The 17,582-nt window shown below is 67.1% G+C and carries 19 protein-coding genes and 2 pseudogenes; 12 read left to right on the forward strand and 9 right to left on the reverse strand.

What is annotated here, in order from left to right:
* Positions 1 to 16 precede the first annotated feature (16 nt).
* Positions 17 to 913: an RNA polymerase sigma-70 factor gene (locus tag ACM2ZB_RS01105; protein ID WP_416057088.1), complete on the reverse strand. Its 897-nt coding sequence runs from the start codon at positions 911 to 913 to the stop codon at positions 17 to 19.
* A 155-nt stretch (positions 914 to 1,068) separates the two neighbouring features.
* On the opposite strand from ACM2ZB_RS01105, the gene ACM2ZB_RS01110 reads away from it, so the two are divergent.
* Positions 1,069 to 2,586, forward strand: a complete 1,518-nt coding sequence (locus tag ACM2ZB_RS01110; protein WP_416057089.1) for a fumarate hydratase — start codon at positions 1,069 to 1,071, stop codon at positions 2,584 to 2,586.
* 217 nt (positions 2,587 to 2,803) lie between these two features.
* On the opposite strand, the gene ACM2ZB_RS01115 is transcribed toward ACM2ZB_RS01110, so the two are convergent.
* Positions 2,804 to 3,211 carry a hypothetical protein gene (locus tag ACM2ZB_RS01115; protein ID WP_416057090.1) on the reverse strand — a complete coding sequence of 136 codons (408 nt, stop codon included), beginning with the start codon at positions 3,209 to 3,211 and terminating at the stop codon, positions 2,804 to 2,806.
* 72 nt (positions 3,212 to 3,283) lie between these two features.
* Here ACM2ZB_RS01115 and ACM2ZB_RS01120 point away from each other — a divergent pair.
* The 4 genes and pseudogenes from ACM2ZB_RS01120 to ACM2ZB_RS01135 all read left to right on the forward strand — a co-directional run.
* Positions 3,284 to 3,514: pseudogene (locus ACM2ZB_RS01120) on the forward strand (fumarate hydratase C-terminal domain-containing protein); the annotation flags it as partial.
* Positions 3,515 to 3,630: 116 nt separating this feature from the next.
* Positions 3,631 to 4,026, forward strand: coding sequence for a hypothetical protein (locus ACM2ZB_RS01125; protein WP_416057091.1), 396 nt, complete (start codon positions 3,631 to 3,633; stop codon positions 4,024 to 4,026).
* A 76-nt stretch (positions 4,027 to 4,102) separates the two neighbouring features.
* Complete coding sequence (locus ACM2ZB_RS01130) at positions 4,103 to 4,441, forward strand: hypothetical protein (RefSeq protein WP_416057092.1); 339 nt, start codon at positions 4,103 to 4,105, stop codon at positions 4,439 to 4,441.
* A 57-nt stretch (positions 4,442 to 4,498) separates the two neighbouring features.
* Entirely contained in the window at positions 4,499 to 5,134 is a 636-nt protein-coding gene (locus ACM2ZB_RS01135) for a glutathione S-transferase family protein (protein WP_416057093.1), read from the forward strand.
* A gap of 95 nt (positions 5,135 to 5,229) precedes the next feature.
* On the opposite strand, the pseudogene arsC reads toward ACM2ZB_RS01135, so the two are convergent.
* The 3 genes and pseudogenes from arsC to ACM2ZB_RS01150 all read right to left on the reverse strand — a co-directional run.
* Positions 5,230 to 5,586, reverse strand: a pseudogene (arsC, locus tag ACM2ZB_RS01140) (arsenate reductase (glutaredoxin)); the annotation flags it as partial.
* Positions 5,571 to 6,731 (reverse strand): phospholipase A, encoded by a 1,161-nt coding sequence (locus ACM2ZB_RS01145; protein WP_416057094.1) that lies wholly within the window; start codon positions 6,729 to 6,731, stop codon positions 5,571 to 5,573. The gene ACM2ZB_RS01145 and the pseudogene arsC, both read right to left, overlap by 16 nt.
* A 121-nt stretch (positions 6,732 to 6,852) precedes the next feature.
* A complete protein-coding gene (locus ACM2ZB_RS01150) occupies positions 6,853 to 7,338 on the reverse strand; it encodes a DUF456 domain-containing protein (RefSeq protein ID WP_313437615.1) in 486 nt (161 codons plus the stop codon).
* Between the two features lie 235 nt (positions 7,339 to 7,573).
* Here ACM2ZB_RS01150 and ACM2ZB_RS01155 point away from each other — a divergent pair, with 235 nt between their 5' ends.
* Positions 7,574 to 7,783, forward strand: a complete 210-nt coding sequence (locus ACM2ZB_RS01155) for a cold-shock protein (protein WP_065197592.1) — start codon at positions 7,574 to 7,576, stop codon at positions 7,781 to 7,783.
* 73 nt (positions 7,784 to 7,856) lie between these two features.
* On the opposite strand, the gene ACM2ZB_RS01160 is transcribed toward ACM2ZB_RS01155, so the two are convergent.
* Together ACM2ZB_RS01160 and ACM2ZB_RS01165 are read right to left on the reverse strand one after the other, a co-directional pair.
* Positions 7,857 to 8,351: a glycine zipper 2TM domain-containing protein gene (locus tag ACM2ZB_RS01160; RefSeq protein WP_313437611.1), complete on the reverse strand. Its 495-nt coding sequence runs from the start codon at positions 8,349 to 8,351 to the stop codon at positions 7,857 to 7,859.
* Positions 8,352 to 8,481: 130 nt separating this feature from the next.
* A complete protein-coding gene (locus ACM2ZB_RS01165) occupies positions 8,482 to 8,916 on the reverse strand; it encodes a cytochrome c (RefSeq protein WP_416057095.1) in 435 nt (144 codons plus the stop codon).
* A 93-nt stretch (positions 8,917 to 9,009) separates the two neighbouring features.
* Between ACM2ZB_RS01165 and ACM2ZB_RS01170 the strand changes: the two genes are divergently transcribed.
* Positions 9,010 to 9,825, forward strand: coding sequence for a ThiF family adenylyltransferase (locus ACM2ZB_RS01170; protein ID WP_416057096.1), 816 nt, complete (start codon positions 9,010 to 9,012; stop codon positions 9,823 to 9,825).
* Between the two features lie 35 nt (positions 9,826 to 9,860).
* On the opposite strand, the gene ACM2ZB_RS01175 is transcribed toward ACM2ZB_RS01170, so the two are convergent.
* The gene (locus ACM2ZB_RS01175) at positions 9,861 to 10,634 is read right to left on the reverse strand and encodes a TatD family hydrolase (protein ID WP_416057097.1); all 774 of its coding nucleotides are present in this window, start codon (positions 10,632 to 10,634) and stop codon (positions 9,861 to 9,863) included.
* A complete protein-coding gene (locus ACM2ZB_RS01180; RefSeq protein WP_313437599.1) occupies positions 10,631 to 10,846 on the reverse strand; it encodes a DUF6116 family protein in 216 nt (71 codons plus the stop codon). The genes ACM2ZB_RS01175 and ACM2ZB_RS01180 overlap by 4 nt, the downstream gene beginning before the upstream one ends.
* Positions 10,847 to 11,009: 163 nt before the next feature.
* Between ACM2ZB_RS01180 and ACM2ZB_RS01185 the strand changes: the two genes are divergently transcribed.
* The 5 genes from ACM2ZB_RS01185 (at position 11,010) to asnB (ending at position 17,578) form a co-directional block, all read left to right on the forward strand.
* Positions 11,010 to 11,849 (forward strand): glycine zipper 2TM domain-containing protein, encoded by an 840-nt coding sequence (locus ACM2ZB_RS01185; protein WP_313437597.1) that lies wholly within the window; start codon positions 11,010 to 11,012, stop codon positions 11,847 to 11,849.
* Positions 11,850 to 11,996: 147 nt separating this feature from the next.
* Entirely contained in the window at positions 11,997 to 12,539 is a 543-nt protein-coding gene (locus ACM2ZB_RS01190) for a GNAT family N-acetyltransferase (protein WP_416057098.1), read from the forward strand.
* Between the two features lie 84 nt (positions 12,540 to 12,623).
* On the forward strand, positions 12,624 to 13,283 hold the full coding sequence (locus tag ACM2ZB_RS01195; protein WP_416057099.1) for a glutathione S-transferase family protein: 660 nt from the start codon (positions 12,624 to 12,626) through the stop codon (positions 13,281 to 13,283).
* Positions 13,284 to 13,351: 68 nt separating this feature from the next.
* A complete protein-coding gene (locus ACM2ZB_RS01200) occupies positions 13,352 to 15,631 on the forward strand; it encodes a thiamine pyrophosphate-dependent enzyme (protein WP_416057100.1) in 2,280 nt (759 codons plus the stop codon).
* A gap of 3 nt (positions 15,632 to 15,634) precedes the next feature.
* Positions 15,635 to 17,578, forward strand: coding sequence for an asparagine synthase (glutamine-hydrolyzing) (asnB, locus tag ACM2ZB_RS01205; protein WP_416057101.1), 1,944 nt, complete (start codon positions 15,635 to 15,637; stop codon positions 17,576 to 17,578).
* The last annotated feature ends 4 nt before the right edge of the window (positions 17,579 to 17,582 follow it).

A 17,582-nucleotide genomic window follows, 5' to 3' on the forward strand; every position in this document is an offset into this window, starting at 1 on the left:
CGGTGGCCGTCTTACACTACAAGGACGCCGTACCGCTTCCGTTCGTGACAACCCCCTGCAGCTTTTCCGGATTCAGCACGCTGTACACGTTGGCGATGCGCCCATCGACCACCTCCACGGTGGTGACCGAGTGCAGCTGGTCGCCGTGGAAGCGCAGGATGGCCGGTTCGCCGTTCACATGGCCCAGCTGAGCGGTATGCCCCAGGCCGCGGCGGGCAATCGCCCAGAACAGGCGGCCGATGCGTTCGGCGCCCAGCAGCGGGCGTACCGCCGCGGTGACCACGCCGCCGCCGTCGGATACCAGCCGCGCATTGGTGTGCAGCAGGGCCTGGATGGCCTCGCTGTCGCCCCGCTGTGTGGCGTCCATGAAGCGCGCCAGCAATTGCCGGTGCTGGCCGGCATCGGCGTTGAAGCGCGGCCGCCCGGCCTGCAGGCGCTGCTTCGCGCGGTGCACCAGCTGCCGGCAGTTGGCTTCGCTGTGGCCGATCAGGGCGGCGATTTCGCGGTAATCGTGGTCGAAGGCCTCCTTCAGCAGGAAGGCGGCGCGTTCCTCCGGGCCCAGCTGCTCGAGCAGGGTGAGGAAGGCCACGGACACCTCATCGGCACGGGCGTGGGCCAGCGCGGGGTCGCTGAGCGGCTCTGCCTCCAGGCTGATGGCCAGCGGTTCAGCCAGCCAGGGCCCTACGTAGTCCAGGCGCTCGCGCTTGGCCGCGCGCAGCCGGTCCAGGCCCAGCCGGGTGGTGGTGGTGACCAGCCAGGCTTCCGGGTCGCGCACGCTGGCCGGATCGGCGCCGGACCAGCGCAGCCACGCATCCTGGACCACGTCCTCGGCATCGCTGCGGCTGCCCAGCAGGCGGTAGGCCAGGGCCATCAGGCGCGGGCGGTGGGTCTGGAAGGCGGTTTCTGTGTTCATGTCGACCAGGACGCCGAAGAGGGGGCAAGCGTGACAGGGAGGGTGGGGTCAGAGTCCCCTGCAGGGGATCCGGTCCCATGATTGTGATCCTGCAGCCGGGGGAGGGGGTAAAATGGGCGGATTACCCCCGCCAGCCTTCAGCAAGCGAGCAAGCCGTGACATCGATCAAGCAGGAAGACCTCATCCAGTCCATCGCCGACGCGCTGCAGTACATCTCGTACTACCACCCGGTCGACTACATCAAGAACCTCGCCGCCGCCTACGAGCGCGAGGAGTCGCCGGCCGCGAAGGAAGCGATGGCCCAGATCCTGATCAATTCGCGCATGTGCGCCGAAGGCCACCGTCCGATCTGCCAGGACACCGGCATCGTCACCGTGTTCCTGGAAATCGGCATGGACGTGCGCTGGGACGACGCGACCATGGGCGTGGAAGACATGGCCAACGAAGGCGTGCGCCGCGCCTACCTGCACCCGGACAACAAGCTGCGCGCCTCGGTGCTGGCCGATCCGGCCGGCAAGCGCATCAACACCAAGGACAACACCCCGGGCGTGGTCAACGTCAAGGTGGTGCCGGGCAATACGGTCGACGTGATCGTCGCCGCCAAGGGCGGTGGTTCGGAAGCCAAGACCAAGTTCGCCATGCTCAACCCGTCCGACTCGATCGTCGACTGGGTGCTGAAGACCGTGCCGACCATGGGCGCTGGCTGGTGCCCGCCGGGCATGCTCGGCATCGGCATTGGTGGCACCGCTGAAAAGGCGATGCTGCTGGCCAAGGAAGCGCTGATGGAGCCGATCGACATCACCGAGCTGCAGGCCCGTGGTGCGTCCAACCGCATCGAAGAGCTGCGCCTGGAGCTGTACGAGAAGGTCAACGCGCTGGGCATCGGTGCGCAGGGACTGGGTGGCCTGACCACCGTGCTGGACATCAAGATCAACGATTACCCCACCCACGCGGCCAACCTGCCGGTGGCGATGATCCCGAACTGCGCTGCCACCCGCCATGCGCACTTCACCCTGGATGGCAGCGGCCCGGTGATGCTGGACCCGCCGTCGCTGGAAGACTGGCCGAAGCTGACCTACGACGCGTCCAAGGGCACCCGTGTGGACCTGGACACGATCACCCCTGAAGACGTGGCCAACTGGAAGCCGGGCCAGACCCTGCTGCTCAACGGCAAGCTGCTGACCGGCCGCGACGCCGCGCACAAGCGCATGGTCGACATGCTCAACAAGGGCGAGCAACTGCCGGTCGACCTGAAGGGCCGCTTCATCTACTACGTCGGCCCGGTCGATCCGGTGCGCGACGAAGTGGTGGGCCCGGCTGGTCCGACCACCGCGACGCGCATGGACAAGTTCACCCGCCAGGTGCTGGAGCAGACCGGCCTGCTGGGCATGGTCGGCAAGGCCGAGCGCGGCCCGGCGGCGATCGAAGCGATCCGTGACAACAAGTCGGCCTATCTGATGGCCGTCGGCGGTTCGGCCTATCTGGTGTCCAAGGCGATCAAGGCGGCCAAGGTGGTTGGCTTTGCCGACCTGGGCATGGAAGCGATCTACGAATTCACCGTGCAGGACATGCCGGTGACCGTGGCGGTCGACTCCACCGGCGAATCGGTGCACAAGACCGGCCCGCGCGAATGGCAGGCCCGCATCGGCAAGATTCCGGTGGTGGTGGAGTAAGTCTTCCGCTTCCGTTTCAGGCAACGGCGCCCGCGTGGCGCCGTTGTTGTATCTGGAGCGGGGGTTAATGAATCTGCAGCGATCGTGCTGCTTCGGTTGGCATCCACCCAGGCAGGACAGCCAAGCGCACGCAGGCGCAGTGTGTGAACGAGACTGTTGTCGCGCTGAGCCTGACCCCCGAAGAGCAGACGAGCCCGGAGTTGAGCGTGAGCAGGGTTCAGGAAAACTCTATTTTGCAGTCCGACAGAGGGATCGAACGGCCGTCGGTAACAACGAACTGATCACCTTCGATTCGGGCCAACAACAAGCCAAGGCCTCTTGCACCGGCTTCGATATCTTTTCTCCATCCATCAAGATCGCCGTGATAGGAGATGGCATGGAAAAGAGGCCCGGACGGAGGAGTTATTCTGCAACCTCTTTCATTGACTCCGCCGCTAAGTGCGTTGGATGGTTCAGTAAAGAACGTTATGTCATCAAACTGCTTTCGAAATGTATTCTTGCCATTATCCGAAAAGTACACAACCTGCTGGCCCGCCACTCGCGTAGCGCCCGGCACAGTCCGCGAATCAGACTGCTCGATCGTCGCACCCAGAACCTGCTCCAGCACTTCCCGATCATTGTTCATTACACGCCTCATCTGGTCGTCCGAGAAATCGCAAGCTTGAAGTCTGCCATGCTCTCAGCATTCATTAAGCACAAGTCGGCCTACCTGATGGCGGTCGGTGGTTCGGGCTACCTGGTGTCCAAGGCGATCAAGGCGACCGAGGTGGTCGCTTTTGCCGACCTGGGCATGGAAGCGATCTACGAGTTCACCGTGCAGGACATGCCGGTGACCGTGGCGGTCGATTCCACTGGCGAGTCGGTGCACAAGACCGGGCCGCGCGAATGGCAGGCCCGCATCGGCAAGATTCCGGTGGTGGTGGAGTAAGTCTTCCGCTTCCGTTTCAGGCAGCGGCGCCCGCGTGGCGCCGTTGTTGCCTGTGGCCGACAGCCGGGGTGGCGCTCTGGTAACGTACGGACAGACGTAATGGAAGGGAGTCCATCGTGCCATCGTGGTTGCGTATTGTGGTGCTTCTGTTCGCTGCCTTGGCATGTGTTGCCTGCGGGCCGCGCTATTTCGTCGAGCCACCAACCCACGAGGCGGGGAAGATCTGTGCGTCGGTCTGCCAGAGCCAAAAGGCGACGTGCGACTTCCACAACCGCGCCCGTGCCGAGTCGGACCAGGGGAGCTGCGAAAGCGAGAAGAGCCGGATCATCAGCCGTTGCAGTGGTATTGCCGACGACAAGCAGCGGCACAACTGCGAAGGGGGCAACGGTGCCGGAAACTACTGTGGTCCTCCGGCGCTTCCTTCATGCAATGCTCCGTACGCCCAGTGCCTGCTCTCCTGCGGCGGCACGGTGAATGAAGTCCGCACCGACACCGGTGTTCCCGTGTACTGATCGAGGGCGTGTGTGGATGCCTGCACGAGCAACCGCAGTCTGCTAGGGTCCGCACATTCCTGTACTGGATGTGCCCATGCGCCTGCATCGATCCGTCGCGGCTGTGTTCCTGCTGGTCCTGGCCGGTTGCAGCACAACGTCATCCTACGAAGGCGAGGATTTCTCCGCGTCCGCGCAATGCCGCATGCAGTGCCAGGCCGGCTACCGCAGCTGCATGGGGCAGAATGATTCCATCGGTGGCCGCCAGAGCAATTGCGAGCAGCAGGTGGTGCCGGCGCCGGACAAGCGCTGCAAGGACGTCGCCAACCCCGAACTGCGTCGTGCCTGCGAACTGAAGGCGCATGACTGCACGATGCGCGCGCCGATGATGTCCTGTGGTGAACGCCGGGATTCGTGCATGAGCACCTGCGGCTGAACGCAGCGCTGCGACCGGGCGCATAATCGTCTGATCCTCCCGCACAGGATCCACCACATGAGCACCACGCTGTATGGTTCGACCAGCACCGCCGCCCTGGTGGTGCATTGGCTGTTGATCGAGCTGGGCATCGAGCACGAACTGGTGCTGCTGGATTTCGACGTGCGCGAGCACAAGTCGGCTCAGTACCTGGCGCTCAATCCGGCCGGTGTGGTGCCGACACTGCTGATCGATGGCCTGGTACTGACTGAAGCGGCGGCCATCGCGCTGTACCTGGCCGATCGCCATCCGGATGCCGGCCTGCTGCCCGCGGTGGGCACACCGCAGCGCGCCGACGCCTATCGCTGGATGTTCTGGTGCGCCAATACGCTGCAGCCGGCCTACCGTGCCTGGTTCTATCCGAACGAGGTGGCGGGCGAGGTAAACGCCGAGGCCAGCCGCGAAATGGCACGTCAGCGCCTTGAAGCGGCCTGGCAGCATGTCGCCGCGCACCTGGAGTCACATGGTCCATACCTGCTGGGTGCCACGCCCTGCGTGGTCGACTACATGCTGGTGATGCTGATGCGCTGGTCGCGCAACATGCCCAAGCCCAGCGACACCTGGCCGGTGCTGAAGGCGCATGCCACGTCGATGAAGGCGCGCCCGGCGTTCGCCGAGGTGTACCGCCGCGAAGGCATCACCGACTGGCTGTAGGCCCGTCCTGTAGAGCCGAGCCATGCTCGGCTGCATTCACGGTTTGCACGCAGGCCGCAGCCGAGCATGGCTCGGCTCTACCAGAGCGCGGCGGGTTACAGGATTTCCAGCACCGTTTCCGGTGGCCGGCACAGGCGCGTGCCCTTGTCGGTGCGCACCACGGGGCGGTTGATCAGCCGCGGGTGTTCGGCCATCGCCGCCAGCAGCGCGGCCTCGTCCGCATCTTCCAGGCCCAGTTCGGTGAACTGCGCTTCCTTGCTGCGCACCAGCGCCTGCGCGTCCAGCCCGGATTCGGCCAGCACCTGGCGCAGCGCGGCGACGTCCGGCGGGCTGTCCAGGTAGTCGATCACCACCGGCTCGAAGCCCGCATCACGTATCAGCTTCAGTGCGCCGCGCGAGTTGCTGCATGCCGGGTTGTGCCAGATCGTCACCGCCATCAGAACCACTCCAGCAGCGACACGCCCACGCCCACGTAGGTGGCTTTGTGGTTGTAGTCGATCATGCTTTCGCCATAGCCATCGAACACCTGGATGTGGCCACGCAGCAGGTTGCTGATCGGGAAGCCGTAATCGAGCTGCAGCGCGCCGTGCGAACGGTCGCCGGTGCGCAGCGAATGGCGCGCCATCAAGGCGACTTCATGGCCATTGCGGTTCCAGATCAGGGTTGCGTCGCCGCGGCCCATGTAATCCTCGATGTCCGGATTGTTGTCATCGCTGCGGCTTTCCGGAATGCGGTACCAGGGCCGCAGCACCAGCGCCCAGTTCTCGCGGTCCAGGCCGATGTTGAGCATCACCCGGTTCCAGCTGCGCGACAGCGGGTCGGGGCGGCCGTTGGACTGGTGGTTGAGGCTGATGCCGGTCATGCGCCCACGCCAGCCACCGATCGAGTAGCCGTTGCGGAACACCATCATCACTTCCGGTTCGTAATTGGTTTCGCGGAACGGGCGCGAGTTCTCGGCGTTGTAGGCCTGCCAGCGCGAGCTCTGGGTATAGCCGGCCCAGATGTCGCCGTTGTCGCCGAACAGGTTCTCGGCAATCTTGGTCTTGAAGCTGATCTGGAACTTCAGCTCGGTGCTGTCCAGCACCTGCGGCGTGGTTACGCTGTTGGCCGGGTTCGGCGACTGCGGCATCTGGTTCTTGTCGCTGGTCCAGAACGCGGGCAGCAGGTAGACCGGCTTGTAGGCGCGCAGCTGGAACGGGCCCAGCTTGGAGTCCTCGGCCAGTTCCCAGCGGCTGTCCAGCAGCGAACCGCGGCCGGCATTGGCCAGCGCGCTGTCATCGGGGGCGGGGCGGAAGATGTCGCCCACGCGGGCGCGCAGGTTCTCCTCGCCCTGGCTCAGGCGTGCGGCACGGCGTTCTTCGCGCAGGGCCTGGGCGGCCTGCTGGGCGGCGGCATCGGCCTCGGCGGTGGCCTGCGGGCTGCGGCCGAACAGGCGGTCGTAGCAGGCCAGGCGCGCAGCGTCGGTATCGATGGCCGCGCAGCCGGCCGGCGTGGTGTTGGCAGTGGGCGCGATTTCCTGCGCGGCCAGCGGTGCACTGGCCAGGGCCAGCGCCAGCGCCAGCGGCGCAAGGCGGGGAAGCAAGTTCGGCAGGGTCATTGCAGCAGGCCCTTCAGGGTGAATACGGGAAGACACACAGTGTGGCGGCTGCCCGCGGCAACGGCCAGCCCCAGCGGTTTATGCCCGTGCGGGGCGTGCGCGTGACGTGAAGGTCCGCGCCTCACAGGAACCAGGCGAAGGCGAACAGACCCAGCATGGCGATCACCACGGCCAGTTTCAGCGCCAGCCCCAACAGGATGCCCAGCCAGGTGGCCAGCCCGACCTTGGTCGAGCGGCCCAGTTCGCGGGTATGCCAGTACTCGCCCAGCAGGGCCCCCAGCAGCGGGCCGGCGAACAGGCCGATGGGCATGAAGAACAGGCCGACGATGCTGCCGATGAAGGTGCCCCATAGCGCTTTGCGGCTGGCACCGACCCGCTGCGCGCCGACCACGGTGGACAGGACATCGACCAGCAGGGACAGCGCGGTCAGGACACCGAGGGCGAGCAGGGTGGGCCAGCCGACATGGGCGAAGCCGTCGGCCCATGCCGCCAGCAGCAGGCCGACGAAGACCAGGGGCACGCCCGGCAAGGCCGGAAGGATGATGCCGGCGATGCCGACCAGGACAAAAATGACCGCTAGCAGATACAAGATGAATGAGAGGTCCATGCTGCCCCGTATGGTTGTCTTTTTGGGGTTGACAGTGAAGGATTTTGCCAGTTGCTTTTTCGTTTTGGCCGGGTTAAGTTGCAGTCGCTGAGCTTGGCAAGGTCACCGTGGATCGTGGCCTGATGAAGCAAGATCGTTCCGATCCGCTGCATCGATGCACCTCGCTTCCCCCTTGCTTGTCAGCCGCCCAACAGGCGTTTCCAACAACAAGAGAGAGTCACCAGGGAGTAGTGAGATGTCTGATCGCGAGAGCGGTACCGTCAAGTGGTTCAACGATGCAAAGGGCTTCGGCTTCATCAGCCGTGAAAACGGCGAAGACGTGTTCGTGCATTTCCGCGCCATCCAGACCCAGGGCTTCAAGAGCCTGAAGGAAGGGCAGAAGGTCACCTTCACCGTCGTGCAGGGCCAGAAGGGCCTGCAGGCCGACGCAGTGCAGCCGGTCTGACCGGTCCGCATCGCATCGCATGAAAAAGGCCCGCGCAAGCGGGCCTTTTTCTTTGCCATCGGCCCGTCCCCGATCAGCGCAGGATGACCCTGCCGTTGACCACGCGCACATAGGTGTTTTCGCGGATGCCGGCCAGGTCGCGCTGGTTGACCACCACGGTACGGCCATCATCCATGCGCACGGTGATGTCGTAGGTATCGCTGGTCACGTTCTTCTGGATCTGGTTGCCGGCAAGGGCGCCACCGACCGCGCCAGCGGCGGCGGCGATGTTCTTGTTGCCACGGCTGCCACCGGTGTGGTCGGAGATTTCATGGCCGGCCACGGCGCCGACGATGCCGCCCAGGATCGCGCCGGTGGCGCTGGGCGCGGTGCGGCCGGAGGCCACGGTGTTGATCTGGGTCACGATGCCGCAGTCGGCGCAGCGCCCCTGGTTGTAACCGCCGTTGTTGCCGTAGCCGCCGTTGTTGTAGCCATTGTTGTAACCACCGCCGCCGTAGCCGGGCGAGGTGGCACAGCCTGCCAGGGCAAGGGTAGCGATGGCGCTGGCGGCGATGAGCTGGATCTTCATGGGGCGTCTCCTGGCCGTGAAGGCGGGTGCATGGGGTGGTACTGCGTCGTGCAGCAGGGTGGTCGAATCGTCCGCTTTTCAACGTGAACGAGGCGCCAATCAGTCCCGCCTTCCCCGGCTGCAGGATGAATCAGCGGAAGTCCTGGTGGCAGGCCCGGCAGTCCTCCTGCACCGCCTGCACCACCTTGGCCAGCGCGGCGCAGTCGCTGGGCGGGGCGGCCAGGGCGGCATTGAGGCTGGCCCGGTACTGACTGGCGTGCTGCTGGAAGCGCGCATCGTCCTTCAGGCGCGGGAAGGCCAGATCCAGGTCGTTGGACAGCAGGCGCAGCGACTGCAGGCGCGGCTGGCTGTCGGCCAGGCTGCAGCGGTTCTGCTGCTGGGCCTGCTGCAGCAGTTCGGCCTGGCGCTGCATCACGTGCATCAGGCTGTGCGGGAAGGGATCGCCGCCGGCCTGCAGGGCACGGCCGACCATCACCGTGGCGACCAGGCCGATCAGCAGGCCGAGCACGAGCACTAACAGATAGCGCTGGGCGGTGGAAGGACGAGGGGACGGGCTGGCGTTCATGCGGGCTCCTCCATGGGTGATGCGCGGGCGTGCAACGGTGGGTTCGATGGCAGCTTGCTGTGGCCGCCGCTGCCTGCACGTTAAAATAGCCCGATGAACGAACAGGTCAAACAACGCTTTGCCGGCATCGAACGGCTGTATGGCGTGGGTGCGCTCGAGCGCCTGCAGGGCAGCCGCGTGGCGGTGGTGGGCATGGGCGGCGTCGGCTCGTGGGTGGTGGAGGCACTGGCGCGGTCGGCCGTGGGCCACCTGACCCTGATCGACGCCGACGATATCTGCGTGTCCAACACCAACCGCCAGCTGCCGGCGATGGAAGGCAACTACGGGCGCAACAAGTCCGAGGCCATGGCCGAGCGTTGCCGCGCCATCAATCCGCAGATCGACGTGGACGCGGTGCAGGCGTTCCTGACCACCGGCAACATGGCCGAACTGCTGGACCGCAACTTCGATCTGGTCATCGATGCCTGCGACAGCTTCCGGGTGAAGGTGGAAGCCATCGCCTGGTGCCGCCGCCGCAAGCTGCCGCTGCTGACCGTGGGCGCCGCTGGCGGCCGCACTGATCCGACCCTGGTGCGCATCCGCGATGTCTCGCGTACCGAGCATGACGCGATGCTGGCGCTGATCCGCAAGAAGCTGCGCAGCGAGTTCAATTTCCCGAAGAACGCCAAGCGCTATTTCGGTGTACCGGCGGTGTACTCGCTGGAGAACGTGAAGTACCCGCAGGCCGATGGCAGCGTCTGTGGCCTGCGCCCGAACCTGGGTGCCGATGCGGCGCTGAAGCTGGACTGTGGCGCCGGGCTGGGCGCGGCGACCCACATCACCGGCGCGTTTGCCTTTGCCGCGGTGGGCAAGGCGCTGGAAATGCTGCTGGAGCCAAAGAAGGCCAAGGCCGAAGCCGCCGAGGTTTGACCGGTAGCGCCGGGCCGTGCCCGGCGAAGCGGCGATCAGGCGGCGGGCAGCGCGAACAGCCGCCGTGCGTTCCCGCTCGTCACCCGTGCCACGGTTTCCGCGTCACTGCCGCGCAGCGCGGCCACGTGGCGCGCGATCACTGCCAGCCGTGCCGGTTCGTTGCGCTGGCCGCGGATGCCTGCATCGGGCTGGTCCGGCGCGTCGGTTTCCAGCAGCAGCTGCTCCAGCGGCATCTCGCGCACCAGACGCTGCAGGCGCTGTGCACGCTCGTAGGTCAGCGGCCCGCCCAGGCCCAGCAGAAAGCCCAGCTTGTGCAGCTGCGCGGCCTGTTCGGGACTGCCGGAAAAACTGTGCACCACGCCGCGCAGGCCGCCCACGCGCTTGATCGCGGCGATCACCGCATCCACCGCGCGCCGCGCGTGCACGATCACCGGCAGGTCGAACTCGCGGGCCAGTTCCAGCTGGCCGATGAAATAGCGCTGCTGCGCCTCGGCATCCAGCCCCTCGACGAAGAAATCCAGACCGCATTCGCCAATGGCGCACGGGCGTTCGCGTTCGATCCAGCCGCGCAGATCGGCCAGGTGCCCGGGCTGGTGTTCGGCCAGGAACATCGGGTGCAGGCCATAGGCGGGGTACAGGCCCGGCACCTGCTGGCAGACCTGGCGCAGCTTTGGCCAGCTGGCGGCCGTCACCGCCGGCACCACCTGCGCCTGCACGCCGGCGGCGCGGGCACGCGCGATCACCGCGTCGCGGTCAGCATCGAACTCGCTGGCATCCAGGTGGCAGTGGCTGTCGACCAGCACGCTCAACGCTGTTCCAGCGGTGGCGGTACCACCGCGCTGCGGTTCTTCCAGTTGGCCAGCAGCAGGGTGCCCAGGCCCAGCACCAGCTCGTCCACGAACGGGATGGGATCGGGAATGAACAGGGTCAGCGCGAACAGGCCGGCGGTCAGCTTGAACAGGGTGGGGTAGCGCAGCCGGCGCGCCCATTGCAGAACCGGCAGCAGCATCGGGTTGGCCATGGCGGGAATCCTCTCGGGGGAGATGCAAACGCTACCACGGGCGCAGCATTTCCCGATGCTGAATGGGTTACGGCCATGAGCAGGAAATGTGGAGATTCCGTTCAGGCAGGCCATGCTGCAATCTCCCCCGAGAACGTTGCGGGCGGTCCGCAAGGAGCAGGTCATGAAAAGCACAACTACAACGGTCCTGGTCGCAGCGGGCGCGCTGCTGGTCGGTGGCATCGCCACCGCCGCCTTCATGAAGAGTGGTGACAAGGCCCCGGCTTCGCTGGGCGCGGCAAACCCTTCGGAATCGCGCCTGGTGGATGGCAGCGCCACCGATGACGGCGCGCGCGGCGATGCGGTTGATGCCAGTGCACCGCGTGGTCTGGAATATGCCGATGTGCTGAAGGTCGACCCGATCACCGAAAAGCAGAAGGCCTACGCCACCGTGATCGGCACCGATCCGGTGCGTGAGACGTCCACCACCCAGACCCCGCATGAAGTCTGCGAGGACGTGGTGGTGCAGGAGCGCCTGCCCGAGCGCGACGGCAACGTCGGCGGTACCGTGGTCGGCGCCGTGGTCGGTGGCCTGCTCGGCAACCAGGTGGGCAAGGGCAACGGCCGCAAGGCCGCCACCGCTGCCGGCGCCGTGGCCGGTGGCTTCATCGGCAACCAGGTGGACAAGCGCCACGTGGGTGGCCGCGTGGTCAACCGCACCGAGCGCCAGTGCCACACGGAAACCGCCACGTCCGAGTCGAGCCGCGTGACCGGTTACAACGTGACCTACCGCAATGAAGACGGCACCACCGGCACCATGCGCATGGCCAGCAAGCCGGGTAACCGCATTGCCATGGGCACCAGCGACGTGGTGAAGGGCTACAACGTGACCTACCGCTACGACGGTGCCGAGAAGACCGTGCGCCTGGACAACAAGCCGGCCAGCGATCGCCTGCCGGTGGTCGATGGCCAGCTGGTCACCCAGACCGCCGCGGCCGGCGGTGCTTCGGCCAGTCGCCAGTAAGGCATCCCCTGCACGTTGCATCGAACAGGCCGGCACTTGCCGGCCTGTTTCGTTTCCGGTTTCCGGCACACGCCGATACGCGCAGGGCAGGGCAGGCGCGCCTGGATCGGCGATGATGGTGGGCCACGTGCATCCAAGGGAATCGGCATGAGCATCTTCGATCTGCGCATCGAAACCGAGCGGCTGATCCTGCGCCCGCCGCAGACGCAGGATCTACAGCCCTACCTGGCCTTCTGCGCCGATGAAGAAGTGATGCGCAGCCTGGGCGGCGTGCAGTTGCCTTCGGTGGCCTGGCGCAGCTTCTGCAGTCTGGCCGGTGCCTGGCAGCTGTTCGGGTTTTCCATGTTCAGCGTTATCGAGAAGTCCAGTGGCGAGTGGGTAGGCCGCATGGGGCCGTGGCAGCCGCTGGGCTGGCCCGGCCCGGAGGTCGGCTGGAGCATCCGCCGGCAGAGCTGGGGCAGGGGCTATGCGCCGGAAGCGGCGGTGGCCGCCATCGACTGGGCTTTCGACACCCAGGGCTGGGACGAGGTGATCCACACCATTGCCGAGGACAATGAAAAATCGAAGGCCGTCGCGCGCAAGCTGGGCAGCAGCCTGCTGCGCATGGGCCAGTTGCCGCCCCCCTACGAGGGCCCGCCGCTGCAGATCTGGGGGCAGTCGCGCGCGCAGTGGCAGCAGCGCACGCGCTGATGCTGCACCCGCGCTTGGCAGCGGCCGACGCGCTTGCCAGACTGCACGCAGCCGGCCGTCGGCCGGGATGTCCTGGAGCAGGCAATGGTGGATGAGCGCGTTCCGTTGACGGTGCATGGCATGTCGGTATCCGGCAACTGCCACAAGGTGCGGTTGCTGCTGGAGCAGCTCGGCAGCCGCTACCGCTGGGTGGAAGTGGACAGTGCGCATGGGCAGACCCATTCGCCTGAGTTCCTCGCGCTCAATCCGAATGCCAAAGTGCCGCTGATCGTGCGCGACGATGGGCGCGTGCTGACCGAATCCAACGCGATCCTGTTCTGGCTGGCCGAAGGCACGCCCTACCTGCCCAGCGATGGCTGGGAACGCGCGCAGGCGCTGAGCTGGATGTTCTTCGAACAGTACAGCCACGAACCCTGCGTGGCGGTGGCACGTTTCATCCGCGGCTGGACCGAGCTCGATTCCCCGCGCCGGGCGGAGCTGCCGCGCCTGCACGAACGGGCAGCCACCGCGCTGGCAGTGATGGAACAGCACCTGCGGCAGGCGCAGTGGTTCACCGGCCACCAGTACGGCATCGCCGATATCGCCTTGTTTGCCTACACCGATGTGGCGGCCGACGGGGGTATCGACCTGCGGCCGTTCCCTGAAGTGCGCGCATGGCTGCAGCGGGTGCGTGAACAGCCGCGCTTCGTGGCCATGCCGGCGGTGACCGCTGAGGTGCGCGCACGCATGGATGCACGCGGGTAACGCGGCGCCCGGCACGATAGCGCCGGGCCACGCCCGGCGGAATGCAACAACGACACGGAGGGTGTTCGATGTTCGCTGTGGTTCCCGATCCGATTCCCGCGCGCATGCGTGCGCTCAACCGCGCCGAAGTGTGCGATGTCAATTTCCTCGAGGCGGTGCGTGGCTGGCGCGGCCTGCCGCGGCCGCGACCGGCACCGGATGCGCCCATCCTGCCCGGCAGCACGTTGACCGCAGCGGCCTTCGATGACCTGTTCGATTCGCAGCTGGCCAGCCGCCAGCTGGACCTGATGGCGCGCGTGCTGCGTGTACAGAACCGGGTCTTCTACACCATCGGTTCGTCCGGGCATGAAGGCAACGCGCTGCTGGCGCGCGCCTGCCGCCATACCGATCCGGCCTTCCTGCATTACCGTTCCGGCGCGTTCATGGCCGAGCGCGCGCGGCAGGTGCCGGGCATGGACCCGCTGCGCGATGCCGCACTGTCCTTCGCCGCCAGCGCCGACGACCCGGCCAGCGGTGGCCGCCACAAGGTCTGGGGCAGCCGGCCGCTGTGGGTGCTGCCGCAGACCTCGACCATCGCCTCGCACCTGCCCAAGGCGCTGGGTACCGCGCTGGCCATCGAAAGCGGCAAGCGCCTGGGCCAGCCGCTGCCGATTCCCGCCGACAGCATCGTGTTGTGCTCCTTCGGCGATGCTTCGGCCAACCATGCCACGGCGCAGACCGCCTTCAACACCGCCATGTGGTCGGCGTACCAGAAGCTGCCGGCACCGATCCTGTTCGTGTGCGAAGACAACGGCCTGGGTATTTCGGTGAAGACCCCGGAAGGCTGGATTGCCGAGCGCTTCAGCCGCCAGCCGGGGCTGGACTACTACTTCGCCGATGGCCTGGACCTGGCGGCCGGCCACGCCCAGGTACAGGCAGCGGTCGAGCATTGCCGGCGCACGCGCCGGCCGACCTTCCTGCACCTGCGCACCACGCGCCTGATGGGCCATGCCGGCACCGACTTCGAAGTGGAATGGCGCGCGCTGGCCGACCTGTGCGCGGCCGAGGCGCAGGACCCGCTGCTGCGCTCGGCACAGATCGCGCTGGAATCGGGCTGGATGGATGCAGCGGCCATCGAAGCCGCTTACGAGACAATGCGCGTGCGCTGCATGGCGGCCGCCACCGATGCCGAAGGCCGGCCCAAGCTGCAGTCGCTGGATGAAGTGGTCGCGCCACTGGCGCCGTACACGCCGGCGGCGGTGATGGCCGAAGCGACGCGGGAGGTGCCGGCCGAAGCGCGCGAGGCCCTGTATGGCGGCGCCGACGCATTGCCCGAGCGGCAGCCGCCGCGGCACCTGGCCGTGCAGATCAACCATGGCCTGCAGGAACTGCTGTGCAAGTACCCGCAGGCCCTGCTGTTCGGCGAGGACGTGGCGCAGAAGGGCGGCGTCTACACGGTCACCCGGGATCTGCTGCGGCGCTTCGGCCCGCGCCGGGTGTTCAACACCCTGCTGGACGAAACCATGATCCTGGGCATGGCCCAGGGCCTGGCCAACGTGGGCCTGCTGCCGATACCGGAAATCCAGTACCTGGCCTACCTGCACAACGCCATCGACCAGCTGCGCGGCGAGGCGTGTTCGCTGCAGTTCTTCTCCAACGACCAGTTCCGCAACCCCATGCTGGTGCGGGTGGCCGGGCTGGGCTACCAGAAGGGCTTCGGCGGCCACTTCCACAACGACAACTCGATCACCACGTTGCGTGATATTCCCGGGCTGGTGGTGGGGTGCCCGTCGCGTGGCGATGATGCGGTGATGATGCTGCGGACGTTGTCGGCATTGGCCCGGGTGGATGGGCGGGTGGCGGTGTTCCTGGAGCCCATCGCGCTGTACATGACCAAGGACCTGCACGCGGCCGGCGATGGCCAGTGGCTGTTCGATTACCCGGCACCGGGGCAGGCGCTGGTGCTGGGCGAAGGACGGGTCTATGCCGCCGACGCCGACGATCTGGTGGTGTTCACCTACGGCAACGGCGTGCCGATGGCGCTGCGGGCGGTGCCGGCCATCCAGGCGCAGACCGGCTGGCAGGTGCGGGTGGTCGACCTGCGCTGGCTGGTGCCGCTGGATGCCGGTTTCATTGCCGGCCAGGCCGCCACCGCACGGCGGGTGCTGGTGCTGGATGAGGGCCGCCACAGTGGCGGGGTGGGCGAGGGCGTGGTCACCGCACTGGTCGAGGCCGGCCACGGCCACCTGCCGCTGCGGCGGGTCTGCGGGGCCGATACCTATACGCCGCTGGCGGGGGCAGCAATGTTCGGGCTTCCAAGCGACAATGCGGTGATAGGCGCCGCCCTCGACCTGGCGCAGGAACCCTGATGCATGTGTGGATTGGCGGGAATGTTGTTGCCGGCGCCGCAGTCGTCGGCCGAGGTGTTGCAGGCGCAGGCCCTGGCGATGGGCCAGGCGCTGCACCACCGCGGGCCCGATGACGGCGGCACCTGGGTTGATGCCAGCGCGGGCATCGCCCTGGCCCACCGCCGCCTGAGCATCCTGGACCTGTCACCGCTGGGCCACCAGCCGATGGCTTCCGCCGACGGCCGCTATGTGATGGCCTACAACGGCGAGGTCTACAACTTCGCCGCCCTGCGGGCCGAGCTTGAACCGCTGGGCCATGCCTTCCGCGGCCATTCCGATACCGAAGTGCTGCTGGCGGCCATCCTGCAGTGGGGCGTCGAGGACACCCTGCAGCGCGCCAACGGCATGTTCGCCATCGCCTTGTGGGACCGCCAGGAGCAATGCCTGTGGCTGGCCCGCGACCGGGTCGGCAAGAAGCCGCTGTATTACGGCTGGGCCGGCGACACCTTGGTGTTCGGTTCCGAACTGAAGGCGCTGTGGCAGCACCCGGCCTTTGACAACGATATCGACCGTGATGCGCTGACCCTGCTGCTGCGGCTGGATTACATCCCGGCCCCGCACAGCATCCACCAGCGCTGCTACAAGCTGATGCCGGGCCGCGTGCTGCGGCTGGATGCGGCGATGGTGGCCGCCGGTGCGTCCGCGCACCGCCCCGAGCAGGCCCAGCGCCCTTACTGGGATGCGCGCGCGCGCATGCAGGCGGCGCTGGCCGCACCGTTCCAGGGCCGCATCGAGGAGGCCGAGGAACAGCTGGACGGCCTGCTGCGCGATGCCGTGGCCCTGCGCATGGTGGCCGACGTGCCGGTGGGTGTGTTCCTGTCCGGTGGCACCGACTCATCGCTGGTGGCGGCGCTGATGCAGGCGCAGAGCACCCAGCCGGTACACAGTTTCAGCATCGGCTTCAGCGGCTCGCACCATGACGAGGCGCCGCTGGCCAAGGAACTGGCCGGCCACCTGGGCTGTGACCACACCGAGCTGTATGTCAGCGGCGCCGATGCGCTGGCAGTGGTGCCGCAGCTGCCGGCCATGTTCGACGAGCCCTTTGCCGATGCCTCGCAGGTGCCGACCGCGCTGGTCGCGCGGCTGGCGCGGCAGGGCGTGACCGTGGCCCTGTCCGGCGATGGTGGCGACGAGCTGTTCTTCGGCTACACCCGCTATGTACGCGCGCTGCGCAACTGGCAGATGCTGGGCCGGGTGCCGGCTCCGCTGCGGCGCTGGATGGGCGCACGCGCGCACCAGCAGGGCGAGGCCTCGCGTACCGGCGGGCTGGCTGCGCTGCTGGCCGAGACCGGCGCGCGTGGCATCGGCGATGTCTACCGCAACCGCATCTCGCGCTGGCGCGACCCGGCGGCGGCGGTGATCGGCGCACGCGAGGCTGGCAGCTTCTATGACCTGGCCGACCCGCTGCACGGCGCCGGCACCCCGGCTGACGCGATGATGCTGGCCGACTTCGTCAGCTACCTGCCCGACGACCTGCTGTGCAAGGTCGACCGCACCTCGATGGCGGTCAGCCTGGAGGCACGGGCGCCGCTGCTGGACTGGCGCGTGGCTGAATTCGCCTGGTCGCTGCCGCTGGATTTCAAGCGCAACGAGGACACCAGCAAGGTGCTGCTCAAGCGCGTGCTCGGCCGCTACGTGCCGCAGTCGATGGTGCACCGGCCCAAGCGCGGCTTCGGCGCGCCGGTGAGTGAATGGTTGAAGGGTGACCTGCGGCCGTGGGCCGATGACCTGCTGCAGCCGGCACGGCTGGAGCGCGAAGGCGTGCTGTCGGCGGCCGCCGTGCAGCCGCTGTGGCAGCAGTTCCTGGGCGGCCAGCGCAAATGGCATACCCACCTCTGGAACGTGCTGATGTTCCAGGCCTGGCAGGACCACTGGCGTCAGGTACGGGCCGGCGTGGCGCGCGGCTGATCTT

The organism is Stenotrophomonas maltophilia, from assembly GCF_047782825.1.
Lineage (GTDB): Bacteria > Pseudomonadota > Gammaproteobacteria > Xanthomonadales > Xanthomonadaceae > Stenotrophomonas.

Excerpts from the sequence above, each read along its gene's own strand:
- ACM2ZB_RS01165 (WP_416057095.1), bottom strand. The coding sequence starts at position 8,916 with ATGAACGCCAGCCCGTCCCCTCGTCCTTCCACCGCCCAGCGCTATCTG.
- ACM2ZB_RS01160 (WP_313437611.1), bottom strand. The coding sequence starts at position 8,351 with ATGAAGATCCAGCTCATCGCCGCCAGCGCCATCGCTACCCTTGCCCTG.
- ACM2ZB_RS01180 (WP_313437599.1), bottom strand. The coding sequence starts at position 10,846 with ATGGCCAACCCGATGCTGCTGCCGGTTCTGCAATGGGCGCGCCGGCTG.
- ACM2ZB_RS01115 (WP_416057090.1), bottom strand. The coding sequence starts at position 3,211 with ATGAACAATGATCGGGAAGTGCTGGAGCAGGTTCTGGGTGCGACGATC.
- ACM2ZB_RS01185 (WP_313437597.1), top strand. The coding sequence starts at position 11,010 with ATGAAAAGCACAACTACAACGGTCCTGGTCGCAGCGGGCGCGCTGCTG.
- ACM2ZB_RS01105 (WP_416057088.1), bottom strand. The coding sequence starts at position 913 with ATGAACACAGAAACCGCCTTCCAGACCCACCGCCCGCGCCTGATGGCC.
- ACM2ZB_RS01135 (WP_416057093.1), top strand. The coding sequence starts at position 4,499 with ATGAGCACCACGCTGTATGGTTCGACCAGCACCGCCGCCCTGGTGGTG.
- ACM2ZB_RS01170 (WP_416057096.1), top strand. The coding sequence starts at position 9,010 with ATGAACGAACAGGTCAAACAACGCTTTGCCGGCATCGAACGGCTGTAT.
- asnB (WP_416057101.1), top strand. The coding sequence starts at position 15,635 with ATGTGTGGATTGGCGGGAATGTTGTTGCCGGCGCCGCAGTCGTCGGCC.
- ACM2ZB_RS01195 (WP_416057099.1), top strand. The coding sequence starts at position 12,624 with ATGGTGGATGAGCGCGTTCCGTTGACGGTGCATGGCATGTCGGTATCC.
- ACM2ZB_RS01155 (WP_065197592.1), top strand. The coding sequence starts at position 7,574 with ATGTCTGATCGCGAGAGCGGTACCGTCAAGTGGTTCAACGATGCAAAG.
- ACM2ZB_RS01130 (WP_416057092.1), top strand. The coding sequence starts at position 4,103 with ATGCGCCTGCATCGATCCGTCGCGGCTGTGTTCCTGCTGGTCCTGGCC.
- ACM2ZB_RS01145 (WP_416057094.1), bottom strand. The coding sequence starts at position 6,731 with ATGACCCTGCCGAACTTGCTTCCCCGCCTTGCGCCGCTGGCGCTGGCG.
- ACM2ZB_RS01150 (WP_313437615.1), bottom strand. The coding sequence starts at position 7,338 with ATGGACCTCTCATTCATCTTGTATCTGCTAGCGGTCATTTTTGTCCTG.
- ACM2ZB_RS01190 (WP_416057098.1), top strand. The coding sequence starts at position 11,997 with ATGAGCATCTTCGATCTGCGCATCGAAACCGAGCGGCTGATCCTGCGC.
- ACM2ZB_RS01200 (WP_416057100.1), top strand. The coding sequence starts at position 13,352 with ATGTTCGCTGTGGTTCCCGATCCGATTCCCGCGCGCATGCGTGCGCTC.